The organism is Mycolicibacter longobardus (genome assembly GCF_002102265.1).
Taxonomy (GTDB): Bacteria; Actinomycetota; Actinomycetes; order Mycobacteriales; family Mycobacteriaceae; genus Mycobacterium; species Mycobacterium longobardum.
This window is the reverse complement of the sequence record NZ_LQPG01000011.1, coordinates 103,582-118,398: the sequence shown is the minus strand read 5'-3', so window position 1 is coordinate 118,398 and position 14,817 is coordinate 103,582. Positions and strand designations below refer to the sequence as shown.

14 protein-coding genes are annotated in these 14,817 nt (G+C 68.4%); 9 read left to right on the top strand and 5 right to left on the bottom strand.

Going from position 1 to position 14,817, the window contains the following annotated elements; all coding sequences use genetic code 11:
* Positions 1-2 precede the first annotated feature (2 nt).
* Positions 3-1,562 carry a leucyl aminopeptidase gene (locus tag AWC16_RS06680; protein WP_085264000.1) on the top strand — a complete coding sequence of 520 codons (1,560 nt, stop codon included), beginning with the start codon at positions 3-5 and terminating at the stop codon, positions 1,560-1,562.
* Here the strand turns inward: AWC16_RS06680 and AWC16_RS06675 are convergent.
* A complete protein-coding gene (locus AWC16_RS06675; protein WP_234812152.1) occupies positions 1,559-2,464 on the bottom strand; it encodes a hypothetical protein in 906 nt (301 codons plus the stop codon). The genes AWC16_RS06680 and AWC16_RS06675 overlap by 4 nt on opposite strands.
* Before the next feature lie 152 nt (positions 2,465-2,616).
* Here AWC16_RS06675 and sucB point away from each other — a divergent pair, with 152 nt between their 5' ends.
* From sucB to AWC16_RS06650, 5 genes are read left to right on the top strand one after another with little or no spacing between them, the layout of a single operon-like run.
* Positions 2,617-3,984 carry a 2-oxoglutarate dehydrogenase, E2 component, dihydrolipoamide succinyltransferase gene (gene sucB / locus AWC16_RS06670; RefSeq protein WP_272937808.1) on the top strand — a complete coding sequence of 456 codons (1,368 nt, stop codon included), beginning with the start codon at positions 2,617-2,619 and terminating at the stop codon, positions 3,982-3,984.
* 11 nt (positions 3,985-3,995) lie between these two features.
* Positions 3,996-4,898 carry a TIGR01777 family oxidoreductase gene (locus tag AWC16_RS06665; protein WP_409370684.1) on the top strand — a complete coding sequence of 301 codons (903 nt, stop codon included), beginning with the start codon at positions 3,996-3,998 and terminating at the stop codon, positions 4,896-4,898.
* Positions 4,899-4,919: 21 nt separating this feature from the next.
* Positions 4,920-5,615, top strand: coding sequence for a lipoyl(octanoyl) transferase LipB (gene lipB, locus AWC16_RS06660; RefSeq protein WP_085263997.1), 696 nt, complete (start codon positions 4,920-4,922; stop codon positions 5,613-5,615).
* On the top strand, positions 5,612-6,568 hold the full coding sequence (locus tag AWC16_RS06655) for a lipoyl synthase (RefSeq protein WP_085263996.1): 957 nt from the start codon (positions 5,612-5,614) through the stop codon (positions 6,566-6,568). Before lipB ends, AWC16_RS06655 begins: the two co-directional genes overlap by 4 nt.
* A gap of 43 nt (positions 6,569-6,611) precedes the next feature.
* Positions 6,612-7,364: a DUF4191 domain-containing protein gene (locus tag AWC16_RS06650; protein WP_085263995.1), complete on the top strand. Its 753-nt coding sequence runs from the start codon at positions 6,612-6,614 to the stop codon at positions 7,362-7,364.
* Between the two features lie 5 nt (positions 7,365-7,369).
* Here the strand turns inward: AWC16_RS06650 and AWC16_RS06645 are convergent, their stop codons facing one another.
* Positions 7,370-7,837: an RDD family protein gene (locus AWC16_RS06645; RefSeq protein ID WP_085263994.1), complete on the bottom strand. Its 468-nt coding sequence runs from the start codon at positions 7,835-7,837 to the stop codon at positions 7,370-7,372.
* Positions 7,838-7,961: 124 nt separating this feature from the next.
* On the opposite strand from AWC16_RS06645, the gene glnA reads away from it, so the two are divergent.
* A complete protein-coding gene (glnA, locus tag AWC16_RS06640) occupies positions 7,962-9,407 on the top strand; it encodes a type I glutamate--ammonia ligase (protein ID WP_085263993.1) in 1,446 nt (481 codons plus the stop codon).
* A 15-nt stretch (positions 9,408-9,422) separates the two neighbouring features.
* On the opposite strand, the gene AWC16_RS06635 is transcribed toward glnA, so the two are convergent.
* Positions 9,423-10,172 (bottom strand): hypothetical protein, encoded by a 750-nt coding sequence (locus tag AWC16_RS06635; protein ID WP_234812150.1) that lies wholly within the window; start codon positions 10,170-10,172, stop codon positions 9,423-9,425.
* A gap of 168 nt (positions 10,173-10,340) precedes the next feature.
* Here AWC16_RS06635 and AWC16_RS06630 point away from each other — a divergent pair, with 168 nt between their 5' ends.
* A complete protein-coding gene (locus AWC16_RS06630) occupies positions 10,341-10,907 on the top strand; it encodes an ADP-ribosyltransferase (protein ID WP_085263992.1) in 567 nt (188 codons plus the stop codon).
* A 12-nt stretch (positions 10,908-10,919) separates the two neighbouring features.
* Positions 10,920-11,105, top strand: a complete 186-nt coding sequence (locus tag AWC16_RS06625) for a hypothetical protein (protein ID WP_085263991.1) — start codon at positions 10,920-10,922, stop codon at positions 11,103-11,105.
* A 15-nt stretch (positions 11,106-11,120) separates the two neighbouring features.
* Here AWC16_RS06625 and AWC16_RS06620 read toward each other — a convergent pair whose 3' ends face one another.
* Together AWC16_RS06620 and AWC16_RS06615 are read right to left on the bottom strand one after the other, a co-directional pair.
* Positions 11,121-11,768 (bottom strand): PaaI family thioesterase, encoded by a 648-nt coding sequence (locus AWC16_RS06620; protein WP_085263990.1) that lies wholly within the window; start codon positions 11,766-11,768, stop codon positions 11,121-11,123.
* Between the two features lie 12 nt (positions 11,769-11,780).
* Positions 11,781-14,810 carry a bifunctional [glutamine synthetase] adenylyltransferase/[glutamine synthetase]-adenylyl-L-tyrosine phosphorylase gene (locus AWC16_RS06615; RefSeq protein ID WP_085263989.1) on the bottom strand — a complete coding sequence of 1,010 codons (3,030 nt, stop codon included), beginning with the start codon at positions 14,808-14,810 and terminating at the stop codon, positions 11,781-11,783.
* Between the last annotated feature and the right edge of the window lie 7 nt (positions 14,811-14,817).

The window sequence follows — 14,817 nt, the reverse complement described above, 5'->3', positions numbered from 1 at the left end:
TTGTGAGCACCGCACCCGGACACCGTTCCCCCTCCGTCACCGTCGCCGACTCGCTGCCCTCCGGCGCAGACGAAGCCGTGCTGATCGTGCCGGTCATTGCCGCCGATGACGACTCCGAGTCCGGCGCCTCGGTCGCCGCGACCGAGCCCGCCCTGCCCGCCGAGGCGGTCGCCGAGATCGAGGCCGGGCTGCGGGCGCTGGGCGCCAAGGGCGGCAGCGAGCAGGTACACCGGCTGGTGGTGGCGTCGCTGCCGGTGGCCAGTGTGCTGACCGTGGGCTTGGGCAAAGCCCGCGACTCCTGGCCCGCCGACGTGATCCGGCGCGCCGCGGGCACGGCGGCACGCTCCCTGAACGGCACGGCCGTGGCGATCAGCGCGCTGAGCGGGTTGCCCGGCCCGGGTGACGAGGATGTCGTGTCCGCCAGTGTCGAGGGACTGCTGCTGGGCAGCTATCGCTTCACCGCCTTCCGTACCGACAAGACCGCCCCGAAAGAGCCGGGGCTGCAGGCCCTCACCGTGCTGAGCGGTGCCGCGGGCGCCGAAGCGAGCGCGGCACGCGGGGCCGACATCGCCTCGGCGGTGGCCACCGCGCGTGACTTCGTCAACACCCCGCCGAGCCACCTGTATCCGGCCGAATTCGCCGACCGAGCCCGCGAGCTGGGCGAGGCCGCGGGCCTGGAGGTCGAGGTGCTCGATGAGCACGCCCTGGCCGACGCCGGCTACGGCGGTGTGATCGGTGTCGGACAGGGCTCCTCCCGCCCGCCGCGGCTGGTGCGGTTGATCCACCACGGCTCCCGGCTGGCCTCGAAACCGGCGGACGCCCCGGTCAAGAAGGTGGCGCTGGTGGGCAAGGGCATCACCTTCGACACCGGAGGCATCTCGATCAAACCGGCCGCCTCGATGCACCACATGACCTCCGATATGGGCGGGGCCGCCGCGGTGATCGCGACGGTGGTGCTGGCCGCCCGCCGCGGGCTGCCCATCGATGTGACCGCCACCGTGCCGATGGCCGAGAACATGCCGTCGGCCACTGCGCAGCGGCCCGGCGACGTCCTCACGCAGTACGGCGGCACCACCGTCGAAGTGCTCAACACCGACGCCGAGGGTCGGCTGATCCTGGCCGACGCGATCGTGCGGGCCTGCGAGGACAACCCGGACTATCTCATCGAGACCTCGACGCTGACCGGCGCGCAGACGGTGGCGCTGGGCGGGCGCACCCCCGGGGTGATGGGCTCAGACGAGTTCCGGGACCGGGTGGCGGCGATCTCGCAGGCGGTCGGTGAGAACGGCTGGCCGATGCCGCTGCCCGACGAGCTCAAAGAGGACCTGAAGTCGACGGTGGCCGACCTGGCCAACGTCAGCGGGCAACGCTTCGCCGGCATGTTGGTCGCCGGGGTGTTCCTGCGCGAGTTCGTCGCCGACGGGGTGGCCTGGGCGCACATCGACGTGGCCGGGCCGGCCTACAACACCGGCAGCCCGTGGGGCTACACCGTCAAGGGCGGCACCGGAGTGCCGACCCGCACCATGTTCGGGGTGCTCGAGGACATCGCGGCGAACGGCTAGGCCGGTCCGGCGGGCCGCAGCTCCTTCGCGGCGGCGTCGTCGGCGTCGACATGCTCTGAGCCCTTTTGAAACGACAGCGCCATGCTTTGAACCAGCACCACTGCGGTGAGCAAGCTGACCCAGAGCCAGCCTTCGCCGGGAGTGATGTGCGCTTCCGGGTTCACGGTGGGCAAGGCCACCACGGAACGGATCCGCGCGCAGATGACAAAGGCGATCGTCAGATACGGAAGCGCCGTCTGCGCGGCACGCGCTGTCCGGCCCGGAGACGGTTCCGCCCGTCGTCGTTGTGCGCCGAGCAACCACATCAGACCGCAGACGGCCATGACCGTCAGTCCGATCGGTGCGGCCAATCGGTTCGCGTGGTCCCACAACGGCTGCAGCGGCTGCTGTTCCTCCTCCGACCCAAGCGAGATCGCGAGATCCATGAGCTTGATCTCGGCGAAGCTGACGGCAATGGCCGGTACCAGAACGACCACGATGAATCGGGCGTGTTTGGCCAGACTGACAGCTGAATTCGCCGACAACTGGACAAGCCCGTAAATCAGGATGTAAATCGACGCCGCGAACATCACGTCGCCGAGCAATTCCTCGGACGCGGCACGTCCTGCGGTCAGGGCGCAGCCGCGCTCCCCGGCGAGTATCCCGTATTGGAAACTTGCGAACAGCAGGCCCAGAAACGCGCTCACCAGCGCGATCCCCGTGAGCTTCTCGTACTCGATCTCGCGCGCGTCCGGTGGATGGGTGCTGATACGGCTGCGATGGAATCGGTCCAACACCATCGTGATCGAGGCGAAGGTGAAGCCGGCGAGTATCCCGCCGATGTGCTGGTAATTGCTGGCCACCCCGGAGATGTCATAACCGGACCACAGGATGCAGGCATCAGCGAATCGCCCGGTGCTCATCATCGGGATGCTAATGCAGCGTCGGCGTGGTGACCGGCCCTGGATGGCGGCCGCGTCGTCGCAATGAAAGGATTACGGCGACCCCACACCGGAGCGCGGGCCGCCGCGCGCCGCTGTGGTAAGCCAGTAGGCGAACCCGTGACGGCCCACCGATCAACCAGGAGTCAACTGCGATGGCGTTCTCAGTTCAGATGCCGGCCCTCGGTGAGAGGGTCACCGAGGGCACCGTCACCCGCTGGCTCAAGCAGGTCGGCGACACCGTTGAGATCGACGAACCGCTGGTCGAGGTCTCCACCGACAAGGTCGACACCGAGATCCCGGCACCGGTCTCGGGGGCCCTGCTGACGATCATCGCCGGCGAGGACACCACGGTCGAGGTCGGCGGCGAGCTGGCCTTGATCGGTTCGGGTGCCCCGGCCGCCCCCGCAGCCGAGCCGGCCCCCGCACCGGAAGCGAAACCGGAACCGGCACCACCGGCCGCCGCTCCGGCGCCCGCAGCCCCCGCTCCAGCACCTGCGGCACCGGCACCCGAACCGGCCCCCGCGGCGCCGGCGCAGCCTGCCGCGGATGCCACTCCGTACGTGACCCCGCTGGTGCGCAAACTCGCCGCCGACAACAACGTCGACCTGAGCCAGGTCACCGGCACCGGGGTCGGCGGGCGGATCCGCAAGCAGGACGTCCTGGCCTTCGCAGAGAAGCAAGCCGAGAAGCAGAAGGCACCCGCCGCTCCGGCGGCCCAGCCGACCGCAGCCCCGGCCCCGGCAGCGGCCGCGGCTCCGGCGTCGGCGCTGGCACACCTGCGCGGCACCACCGCCAAGGCCAACCGGATCCGGCAGATCACGGCCAAGAAGACCCGCGAGTCGCTGCAGGCCACCGCTCAGCTCACCCAGACCCACGAGGTCGACATGACCAGGATCGTGGCGCTGCGGGCCCGAGCCAAAGCGGACTTCGCCGAACGCGAGGGCGTCAACCTGACCTACCTGCCGTTCATCGCCCGCGCGGTGATCGACGCTCTCAAGGCGCATCCGAACGTCAACGCCAGCTACAACGAGGACGCCGGTGAGATCACCTACTACGACGCCGAACACCTCGGCTTCGCGGTGGACACCGATCAGGGTCTGCTGTCTCCGGTGATCCACAACGCCGGCGACCTGTCGTTGGCGGGGCTGGCGCGCGCCATCGCCGACATCGCCGCCAGGGCGCGGTCGGGCGGCCTGAAACCGGACGAATTGTCCGGCGGCACCTTCACGATCACCAATATCGGCAGCCAGGGCGCGCTGTTCGACACTCCGATCCTGGTTCCGCCGCAGGCCGCCATGCTCGGCACCGGGGCCATCGTCAAGCGGCCGCGGGTGGTCATCGACGAGGCCGGCAACGAGTCGGTCGGGGTGCGCTCGATCTGCTACCTGCCGCTGACCTACGACCACCGTTTGATCGACGGCGCCGACGCCGGAAGGTTCGTCACCACGATCCGCAACCGGCTTGAGGAAGGCGAATTCGAAGCCGAACTCGGGCTGTAGGGGGTTTGCGCGTGGCCAGGGTCGCGATCGCCGGGTCCTCGGGATTGATCGGCTCTGCCTTGGTGTCGGCGCTGCGTACCGCCGACCATCAGGTCCTGCGGATCGTGCGCCGCGCCCCTGCCAACGACTCCGAGCTGGGCTGGGATCCCGAGGCCGGCGACATCGACGTCAACGCCCTGGCCGGGGTGGACGCGGTGGTCAATCTGTGCGGCATCGGCATCGGCGACCGCCGTTGGTCCGGGGCGTTCAAGCAGAACCTGCGCGACAGCCGGATCACCCCGACCGAGGTGCTGTCGGCCGCGGTGGCCGATGCCGGGGTTCCGGTGCTGGTCAACGCCAGCGGGGTCGGCTACTACGGCGACAGTCGCGACCGCACGGTCGATGAGTCCGCTCCGGTGGGAACCGGATTTCTGGCCCAGCTCGCCCAGGACTGGGAAGCCGCGACCGCGTCGGCCCAGGCGTCCGGAGCCCGGGTGGTGCTGGCCCGCACCGGTATCGTGCTGGCTGCCTCGGGCGGTGCCCTGGGACGGTTACGGCCGTTGTTCTCCCTGGGGCTCGGCGCCCGGCTGGGCAGCGGCCGGCAGTACATGTCGTGGATCAGCATGGAGGACGAGGTGCGGGCGCTGTTGTTCGCGATCTCGGATGACGCGCTGTCCGGCCCGGTGAACCTGACCGGCCCGGCGCCGGTGACCAACGCCGAGTTCACCACCGCGTTGGGACGCGCGGTCAACCGCCCCACCCCCATGCTGCTGCCCGGCTTCGTGGTGCGCGCCGGGCTCGGGGAATTCGCCGACAGCCTCCTCACCGGCCAGCGGGCCATTCCCGCCGCGTTGGAACAGGCCGGATTCCAGTTTCGGCACAACACCATCGGCGAGGCCCTCGCCTACGCCACCGCCCGCCCGACCCCGCTGTAGCTCGGCGAGTAGCCTGCGAACATGGTGTCCATCCGGTCCAGCTCCGCGCCGATCGACGTGCGCCAGCTGAGCACCGTCGACTACGGCACCGCCTGGCAGTTACAGCGTGATCTGGCCGAGGCCAGGGCGGACGGCGGCCCCGACACGCTGCTGCTGTTGGAGCACCCCGCGGTCTACACCGCCGGCCGGCGCACCGAGCCGCACGAACGCCCGCTGGACGGGACGCCGGTGGTCGACACCGACCGGGGCGGCAAGATCACCTGGCACGGTCCCGGCCAGCTGGTGGGATATCCGGTGATCGGTCTCGCCGAGCCCTTGGATGTGGTGAATTACGTGCGACGGCTTGAAGAATCACTCATCGAGGTGTGTAACACCCTGGGCCTGAACACTATTCGTGTGGACGGAAGGTCCGGGGTATGGCTGCCGGCCGGGGGCGGCCGGCCTGCCCGCAAGATCGCGGCGATCGGTGTGCGGGTGGCCCGCGCCACCACCCTGCACGGGTTCGCGCTCAACTGTGATTGTGACCTCAGTGCGTTCGGCTCGATCGTGCCGTGCGGGATCACCGACGCGGGCGTGACCTCGCTGACGTCGGAGTTGGGCGTTTTGACCAGCGTCGACGATGTGCGGCAGGCGGTGGCCGACGCGGTCGTCGACGCGCTCGACGGCGTGCTGCCGGTGCGCGAGCATTCCGTGCCGCGCGTAACATCGACGCCGTGAGCGCCGTCGGAGAAGGCCGTAGATTAAGCCGTGCCGAAGCACGCAACGCCGAGACGCCGATCGAACGCAAACCGTCGTGGATCAAGACCCGCGCCCGCATGGGGCCGAACTACACCGAGCTGAAAGTCCTGGTGAAGCAGGAAAAGCTGCACACGGTGTGCGAGGAGGCGGGCTGTCCCAACATCTACGAATGCTGGGAGGACCGGGAGGCCACCTTCCTGATCGGCGGTGAGGTCTGCACCCGGAACTGCTCGTTCTGCCTGATCAAGTCCGGCAAGCCCCCCGAGCTGGACCGCGACGAGCCGCGCCGGGTGGCCGAGAGCGTGCAGTCGATGGGGTTGCGGTACTCGACGGTCACCGGTGTCGCCCGCGACGACCTGCCGGATCAGGGAGCCTGGCTCTACGCCGAAACGGTTCGGGCCATCAAGGCGCTCAACCCGGAGACGGGTGTGGAACTGCTGATCCCCGACTTCGGCGGCCGGCCCGACTTGCTCGGCGAAGTGTTCGACTCTCGCCCGGAAGTGCTGGCGCACAACGTCGAAACCGTTCCGCGCATCTTCAAGATGATCCGGCCCGGCTTCAACTACGAGCGCAGCCTGAACGTGTTGACCCAGGCCCGCGACGCCGGGTTGGTGGCCAAGAGCAACCTCATCCTGGGCATGGGCGAGACCCCCGAAGAAATTCGTGATGCGCTCTCCGCCATGTACGACGCCGGCACCGAACTGGTCACCATCACCCAGTACCTGCGCCCCACCGAACGGCACCACCCGATCGCACGATGGGTCAAGCCCGAGGAGTTCGTCGAGCACGCCCGGTATGCCGAGGAGCTCGGCTTCGCCGGGGTGATGTCCGGGCCGCTGGTGCGCTCGTCGTATCGGGCCGGCCGGCTCTACCGGCAGGCGCTGGAGAACCGGTCGCGTCGCGGCCAGTGCGCCGCCCCCGCGCGCGGCTGATGCCCCGGCTGACGGCAAGCCCGGCTGCGTATCCTTGGTAACTATGCCCAGACCGCGCAACACCGCCGAGAACAAGGCCGCCCGGGCGGAGGCGAAAGCCGCCCGCAAGACCGCCTCCAGGCAGCGCCGAGCCCAGCTGTGGCAGGCCTTCCAGCTGCAGCGTAAGGAGGACAAGCGGCTGGTGCCGTATATGGTCGGCGCCTTCCTGCTGGTCTCGGGGGTGACGACGGCGCTGGCGCTCAACGGCGGCACGTTCGCCAAGGTGACGACGATTCCGCTCGGCCTGGTGTTGGGCGCACTGGTGGCGTTCGTGATCTTCGGCCGCCGCGCTCAGCGATCGGTCTACAGCAAGGCCGAGGGGCAGGCCGGTGCGGCGGCGTGGGCGCTGGACAACCTACGCGGCAAGTGGCGAGTGACCCCCGGGGTGGCCGCCACCGGCCAGCTCGACGCGGTACACCGGGTCGTCGGGCGGCCGGGCATCATCTTCGTCGCCGAGGGCTCCCCCTCGCGGCTCAAACCCCTGCTCGCCCAGGAGAAGAAGCGCACCGCCCGACTGGTCGGTGACGTGCCGATCTACGACGTGGTGGTGGGCACCGGCGAGGGCGAGGTGCCGCTGGCCAAGCTGGAGCGGTTCTTGACCAAGCTGCCGGCCAATATCTCCGCCAAGCAGATGGATTCATTGGAATCGCGGCTGGCTGCGCTTGGTACGCGCACCGGCACCGCGGCCATGCCGAAGGGCCCGTTGCCCGGCGGTGCGAAGGTGCGCGGCGTCCAGCGCGCCGTGCGCCGGCGCTAGAGGATTCAGCGGCTGCGCACCACGGCGGTCGCGGTGGCCCGATCCTGCAGACCACGACCGTCGGCGTCGGCGAACAGCGCGGGCACCACCAGCGCGATCAGCAGCCCACGCACCGTGGCTCGGCCGATACCCACTCCGATGCCGCCGTCTACCGGGATCACCCGCAGCCCGCAGGCGTACTGACCCGGCGTGAAGCCGAACAACCGCACCGCGGCCACGCCGAGGACCAGCCAGATCACGAGCACCACGGTCGCCAGGTACTCCGGGGTCACCACGCCCAGCGCCACGCCCAGGCCGGCCAGCCCGTAGGCCACCAGCCAATCGACAGCAAGGCCCCCCAGTCGGCGGCCCATCGGGGCCAGCGAACCGGGCCCGCTGGCGGGTAGGCCCAGACCTTCCCCCGGGGCGCTGTCGGGCCGGCGAGGTCCGGCCGACTCCGGCCCGGACAGCCACGATGAGAACGAACCGCTCATGGTCCCTAGCCTAGGCGGGCCGGATTACGACCCGCCGCCGACCGGCCCCGCCGCGGTTGCGTAACGTCAACGGCGGCAACCCCAGTGCCTCGACCCGGGTCTACCAGCGGAGGAGAACATTTCTGTGACCGACAAGACGGCCGACGACATTCTCAAGCTCGTCGCCGATGAGTCCGTTGAGTATGTCGACATTCGGTTCTGCGACTTGCCGGGCATGATGCAGCATCTGTCGATTCCGGCGTCCACCCTCGACGCGAGCGTGTTCGAGGACGGGTTGGCGTTCGACGGATCATCGATCCGCGGATTCCAGTCCATCCACGAATCCGACATGATGCTGCTGCCCGACCTCTCCACCGCCCAGATCGACCCGTTCCGGGCTGCCAAGACCCTGAACCTGAACTTCTTCGTGCACGACCCGTTCACCCGCGAGCCCTACTCGCGCGATCCGCGCAACGTCGCCCGCAAGGCAGAGAACTATCTGGCCAGTACCGGTATCGCCGACACCGCCTACTTCGGTGCCGAAGCCGAGTTCTACATCTTCGACTCGGTGAGCTTCGACTCGCAGATGAACAGCACCTTCTATGAGGTCGACTCGGACTCGGGCTGGTGGAACACCGGCTCGCCTACCGAGGGCCCGGCTGAGCAAGGGCGGCCCAACCGCGGGTACAAGACCCGTCCCAAGGGCGGCTATTTCCCGGTGGCGCCCAACGATCAGTACGTCGACCTGCGCGACGCCATGACCACCAACCTGATCAAGGCCGGCTTCACCATCGAGCGCGGTCACCATGAGGTCGGCAGCGGTGGGCAGGCCGAGATCAACTACAAGTTCAACACCCTGCTGCACGCCGCCGATGACGTGATGCTGTTCAAATACATCGTCAAGAACACCGCCTGGCAGGCCGGCAAGACCGTCACCTTCATGCCCAAACCGCTCTTCGGAGACAACGGTTCGGGCATGCACGTCCACCTGTCACTGTGGAAGGGCGGCGAACCGCTGTTCTACGACGAGGCCGGCTACGCCGGGTTGTCGGATGTGGCGCGGCATTGCATCGGCGGCATCCTGCACCACGCGCCGTCGCTGCTGGCGTTCACCAACCCGACCATCAACTCCTACAAGCGACTGGTCCCGGGTTATGAGGCTCCGATCAACCTGGTCTACAGCCAGCGCAACCGCTCCGCGTGTGTACGCATCCCCATCACCGGCACCAACCCGAAGGCCAAGCGCCTGGAGTTCCGCTGCCCGGACTCCTCGGGCAACCCGTACCTGGCGTTCGCGGCGATGCTGATGGCCTGTATCGATGGCATCAAGAACAAGATCGAACCGGCCGCTCCGATCGACAAGGACCTCTACGAGCTGCCCCCGGACGAGGCCGCCGGTATTCCGCAGGCGCCGGGCACCCTGGCCCAGGTGATGGACAACCTGGAGGCCGACCACGAATACCTCACCGAAGGCGGCGTGTTCACCACGGACCTGATCGAGAACTGGATCAGCTACAAGCGCGACCACGAGATCGCCCCGGTGAACCTGCGCCCACACCCCTACGAGTTCGCGCTGTACTACGACTGCTGAGGCCAGGTTGGCCAGTCAGAACAAGAAGCCGGAGAAGTCCGAGGCGGCCACGGCATCATCGAACAGGCCGCCGATCCACAGGACGGGGGCGGACGCAATCATCGCCGGGAGCAACTGAAAGAGGTTGACCCCGCTCGCCTCAAGCAGAGCGCTCATGGCGTCGGTGACTGATCCGTCTGCAATTGCACTGTCGAGCGCCTGCGTTGCACCGAGCATCGACTCGCTGGCATCCACCCACTGCTGGTTGAGGGGCGCGAAGAACAGTTGATCGATCAACTCCGCCAGCGAACCGGAATGCGCGAGGATCACCGATTGGGCCGGTGCAAGCCCGTCGTCCACGAGGGTCACAACCCTGTCCAGAATGTCTGGAATGCGCTCTATCGACTCGACCGCCCGGAGCAACGTGTCGGACAACTCCGAGGTGTCTATCCCGGTGTAGATGTCCTTGGCATCGAGGAAATTCGTGCTGGCGATGATCAACAGATCGGTCGAATCGGCGCTCCCGGCAGCGGCCGTGAGACCAACGAGCTGATCGGTGGCACCGGCGGGGGCGCCCAGCCCGAGCGTCACCGCAACCGCTACGGCCCCACTGACCAAGCCGACTCCGACACCGAACCGACGGACATGACCTGACATCTGCACAACCCCCATTTGGCCGAACCCACGCCGCCAACCAGGCAGCGACATGAGTATTTCTGAAGAAAAACCATAGCAAACAATCAGAAAGATCGCCTCCCCAGCGCGTTCGCGCTGGTCAGCCCGCATGCGGGTTATCCCCAGTTGGGGTTTCATCCACAGTCCGGGGTGTCGACGTGGTCTGGTTCGCCGGTGTTGTCGGGAGTGGTTTTTAGCGTCGGGTTATGGCAACAGTGCTGGTGAAGACACCGGTGTTGAGGCCGAGCTCAACGCGGCCGCAACAGCACGGAGACAACCATGCGCGGCAAAGGAGGCGGTCCGCACGGACCGGACCCACAGTGGTTGAAGGTGAGTCGGACACACGCCAAGGGCATCACTGGGCGGTATCGCCAATCGGTGGTCGACTACACCGGCGACGGGCACAAGCGCATCAACCAGTGGTTGCGACGCGGGCAGGTTCCCGTTGAACCCGCGGTGGCGGCGAAGGTGAAGGACATCGACGCGGTACTGGCGACGAATCCACTCGCACAGCCAACAGTCCTCACTCGCACCATCGACATGCAAGAGACGTTCAAAATCGCCCGAGGCGAAGACCTGTCCAAAATCGTTGGCACTCAGCGAACAGAACTCGGATACATGTCGACCACTCGGCTACCCGGCGGCGGATCGACGAGGGAATACAAGGCGCCAGTTCGGCTAGCTATCCACGCTCCGGCTGGGGTTCCAGCCGCAGCAATCGAGGACATCTCGGTGTATCCCGGGCAAGGTGAGATATTGCTCGGCCGCGGACTTCGATACCTGGTCACGACGGCGGCGTATGATGCCAAGATTGGGATGTGGCGCGCCACGATCGAGGTTGCGTAGGAGGTGAACCGAATGAGTGCGTTGGACGACGGCGAGTTCGGCGCCGAGCTCGTGACTGACCTTGCCACGCTCGCGCGTGATCGGCGCACGTTCTTGGCCAGGGGTATCCGCATGCCTCTCCAGGACGCTGAACGCGAAGCCGGACTCACCGACGCCGACATCTGGCGGTTCCTCGACTCCCCGGCCGCAGCCGGGTAAGTCCCGAAGGCCCCGTCACCCCACCCCGTCGCGGGCCCAGGACGGCGTGATGAAAACCCCGTCGGCCTCCACGGTCACCCCGGACGCGTCCGAGATATGCCCGCGGGCATAGGTTTTGACGCCGTCTTTGCGGTATATCGACGCCTCGGCGTGCAGCGGCCCCAGGGGTGTCCCGCGCAGGTATTTCACCGTGATCGTGCCGGTGTAGAGCGGTTTGGTCAGGCCGTCGCTGGCCGCCTCACCCAGCAGATGGTCGAGCACCAGGGCGCTGACCCCGCCGTGGACCAGCGATGGCGGGCCCTCGTAGGCCGCGCCGAGGTGAAAGTCGCTCCAGCAGTGACCGTTCTCCCCGTGCTGGATCACCAGTGGCGGGGCGATCGGATTACGCAGGCCCACCACGGCGTTACCCCATGCCAGCGGCCGCCCATCGACCACGTAGCGCAGTCCGGGTTGGTCGCTGAGGGTTCCGGCGTGGAGTCGCTCGGTCAGCTCCCGCACCTGGGCGGTCACCTCCCGAGCTGTGGTGTCATCGGCTTGGGTGCGAATGGTGGCGTCGATCAGGTCGCGTACCGCCTGGGCCAGCGGCCCATAGCGGTCCAACAACCGCGCGCGCTCGTCGCCGCTGATCGTCGGTACCTTCGAGCGAGCCCGGAAATCCACCACAGATGTTCTCCTTCAATCTCCGAATACCTTGCGCACCACGACCTTCGCGCGTCGCGTCACCCGCAGGTAGTTGTCCAGGAACTCACCGCCGTCACCGCCGGGCCAGCCGGCGGCCACCGCAACCGCGTTGAGCGCACGTCCCGGTCCGGGCAGCTGGTCGGTGGGTTTGCCGCGCACCAGCACCAGAGCGTTGCGGGCACGGGTCGCGGTCAGCCAGGCCTGCCGAAGCCGGTCCACCTCTTCCTCTTCGAGCAGCCCGGCGGCGGCGATGGCGTCCAGGGTTTCCAGCGTCGAGGTGTTGTGCAGCTCCGGGATTTCGTGGGCGTGGCGCAACTGCAAGAGCTGCACGGTCCACTCGACGTCGGCCAGCCCGCCCCGGCCCAGTTTGGTGTGCGTGTTGGGGTCGGCTCCCCGCGGCAGCCGCTCGGCGTCGACACGTGCCTTCACCCGGCGGATCTCGCGCACGGCGTCGGCCGACACCCCGCCGGCCGGGTACCGGGTTTTGTCGGCCATCAACAGGAAGCGGCGGCCCAGATCCGGATCACCGGCGACAGAGTGCGCCCGCAGCAACGCCTGAATCTCCCAGGGCTGCGCCCACTGCGCGTAGTAGGCCGCGTAGGAAGCCAAGGTACGTACCGGCGGGCCGTTACGGCCTTCGGGACGCAGATTGATGTCCATCTCCAGCGGCGGGTCCGCACTGGCGGTCCCCAGCAGCGCTCGGACCTGCTCGAAGATCGACGTCGCCCAGCGCACCGCGTCGGTATCGCTCACCCCGTCGGCGGCTTCGCACACGAACATCACGTCGGCGTCCGAGCCGTAGCCGAGTTCGCCGCCGCCGAGCCGGCCCATGCCGATGACCGCGATTCGGGCCGGGGCCGCCGCCTGCGCGCCTGTGTCGGGCGAGTCGGGCAGGTTGACCCGGACGATCGCGTCCAAGGCTGCTTGCAGCACCGCCACCCACACCGCGGTCAGCGCCCGGCAGACGTCGCGGACCTCGAGCATGCCCAGCAGGTCCGCCGAGGCGATGCGGGCCAGCTCGTGGCGGCGCAGGCTGCGGGCGGCTGCGATCGCACGCTTCGGGTCGCGGTAACGCGCTGCGGAGGCGATCAGCGCCCGCGCCTCCGCCTCCGGCTCGGAATCGAGCAGTTTCGGGCCGGCCGGGCCGTCGCCGTAAGCCTGGATGACGTCGGGTGCCCGCAGCAGCAGATCCGGGATGTAGGCCGAGGTGCCCAGCACTCGCATGAGACGTTTGGCGACGGCGCTGCTGTCGCGCAGGGTGCTCAGATACCAGCGCTGCATCGCCAGTGCCTCGCTGAGCCGCCGGTAGGCCAGCAGCCCCGCGTCGGGGTTGGGGGTGTCCGACAGCCAGTACAGCAACTTGGGCAGCAGCACTGTCTGCACCCGGCCGCGGCGGCCGCTCTGATTGGTCAGCGCGGCCAGATGCGTCAGGGCGTTATGCGGCGCCTCGTAGCCCAGCGCGGCCAATTGGCGTTCGGCGGCGCCCGGCGTCAGGCCGCCGGCAAGTTCCAACCCGGCGGGGCCGACCGCTTCCAGCAGCGGCTGGTAGAACAGCTTCGCGTGCAGCCGCGACACCCGCAGGTTCTGGGCCTTGAGCTCTTCGCGCAGCACCCCCAGTGCGTCATGGCGGGCGTTCGGCCGGATGTGGGCGGCGCGGGCCAGCCAGCGCAGTGCCTCGTCGTCATCGATCGGCGGCAGCGTGTGGGTGCGCTTGAGCCGCTGCAGCTGCAGCCGGTGTTCGAGCAGGCGCAGAAACTCATACGACGCGGTCAGATCCGCCGAGTCCTCCCGGCCGACGTAGCCGCCCGCGCCGAGCGCGGCCAGCGCGTCGACGGTGGACGCCACCCGCAACGACTCGTCGGCGCGGCCATGCACCAACTGCAGCAGTTGCACCGCGAACTCCACATCACGCAATCCGCCGGGACCCAGCTTGATCTCACGAGACCGGATGTCCGCAGGCACCAGCTGCGCCACCCGCCGGCGCATCTCCTGCACGTCGGTGACGAAATCCTCACGCTCGCAGGCGGTCCACACCATCGGCAGCAGGGCGTCGACGTAGGCCCGGCCCAGCTCGAGGTCACCGGCCGCGGGCCGGGCCTTGAGCAGCGCCTGGAACTCCCAGGTCTTTGCCCACCGCTGGTAGTAGGCGATGTGCGATTCCAAGGTCCGCACCAATGCGCCGTGGCGGCCCTCCGGCCGCAGATTGGCGTCGACTTCGAAGAACGCCTCGCCGGCCACCCGCATCAGCTCACCGGCCACCCGGCTGGTCACCGAGTCGGCGTCTTCAGCGACGAAGATGACGTCGACATCGCTGACGTAATTCAGTTCCCGCGCACCGCATTTGCCCATTGCGATCACCGCCAGGCGAGGCGCAGCGTCGGCTCCGTCGACCCCGCACACAGTCAGTTCCGCCACCTGCAGCGCGGCCGCCAGGGCCGCGTCGGCCAGGTCGGCCAAGTGTTCCCCGACCGCCACGAAGGGCAGCTCCGGCAGGTGCTCCACGGTGGGTGCCAGGTCCCGTGCCGCCAGCACCAACAGCCGATCGCGGTACAGCGACCGCAGCCGCTCGGCGTAGCAGCCGTCCGTCGTCGCGGCGATGCAGTCGGCGAACATGGCGCGCAGCACATCCGCCGGCGGCAGGGTGATCGTCCAAGGGTCAGAGCCGTCGTTGTTCTCGGGGCTGGCCAACAGTTTCCAGGCGTACGGGTGGGTGATCAGGTGATCCCCCAGTGTCAGAGAGGATCCCAGCACCCCGAACAGCCGCCCACGCAGACCCCGATCGGCCAACAGCGCCGCGCTCAGTTCGTCCCAGTCGATTCCCGGCGCCTCGGACAGTCGGACCAGGGCGCGCAACGCGACATCGGCGTCGGGTGCCCGCGACAACGCCCAGAGCACGTCGACGTGCGATTGGCTGTAGGTGCTGTACCAGCCCAGCCGGGTCAGGTCCGCCGCGGCGGACCGGTCGACCAAACCGAGCCGCCCGACGCTGGGCAACTTACGGCGCTGCACTCCGGGATGGGCCATGAGGCGT

Excerpts from the sequence above, each read along its gene's own strand:
- AWC16_RS06625 (WP_085263991.1), top strand. The coding sequence starts at position 10,920 with ATGAGTGCGTTGGACGACGGCGAGTTCGGCGCCGAGCTCGTGACTGAC.
- AWC16_RS06675 (WP_234812152.1), bottom strand. The coding sequence starts at position 2,464 with ATGAGCACCGGGCGATTCGCTGATGCCTGCATCCTGTGGTCCGGTTAT.
- lipB (WP_085263997.1), top strand. The coding sequence starts at position 4,920 with ATGGTGTCCATCCGGTCCAGCTCCGCGCCGATCGACGTGCGCCAGCTG.
- AWC16_RS06650 (WP_085263995.1), top strand. The coding sequence starts at position 6,612 with ATGCCCAGACCGCGCAACACCGCCGAGAACAAGGCCGCCCGGGCGGAG.
- AWC16_RS06630 (WP_085263992.1), top strand. The coding sequence starts at position 10,341 with ATGCGCGGCAAAGGAGGCGGTCCGCACGGACCGGACCCACAGTGGTTG.
- AWC16_RS06615 (WP_085263989.1), bottom strand. The coding sequence starts at position 14,810 with ATGGCCCATCCCGGAGTGCAGCGCCGTAAGTTGCCCAGCGTCGGGCGG.
- AWC16_RS06635 (WP_234812150.1), bottom strand. The coding sequence starts at position 10,172 with ATGCGGGCTGACCAGCGCGAACGCGCTGGGGAGGCGATCTTTCTGATT.
- AWC16_RS06645 (WP_085263994.1), bottom strand. The coding sequence starts at position 7,837 with ATGAGCGGTTCGTTCTCATCGTGGCTGTCCGGGCCGGAGTCGGCCGGA.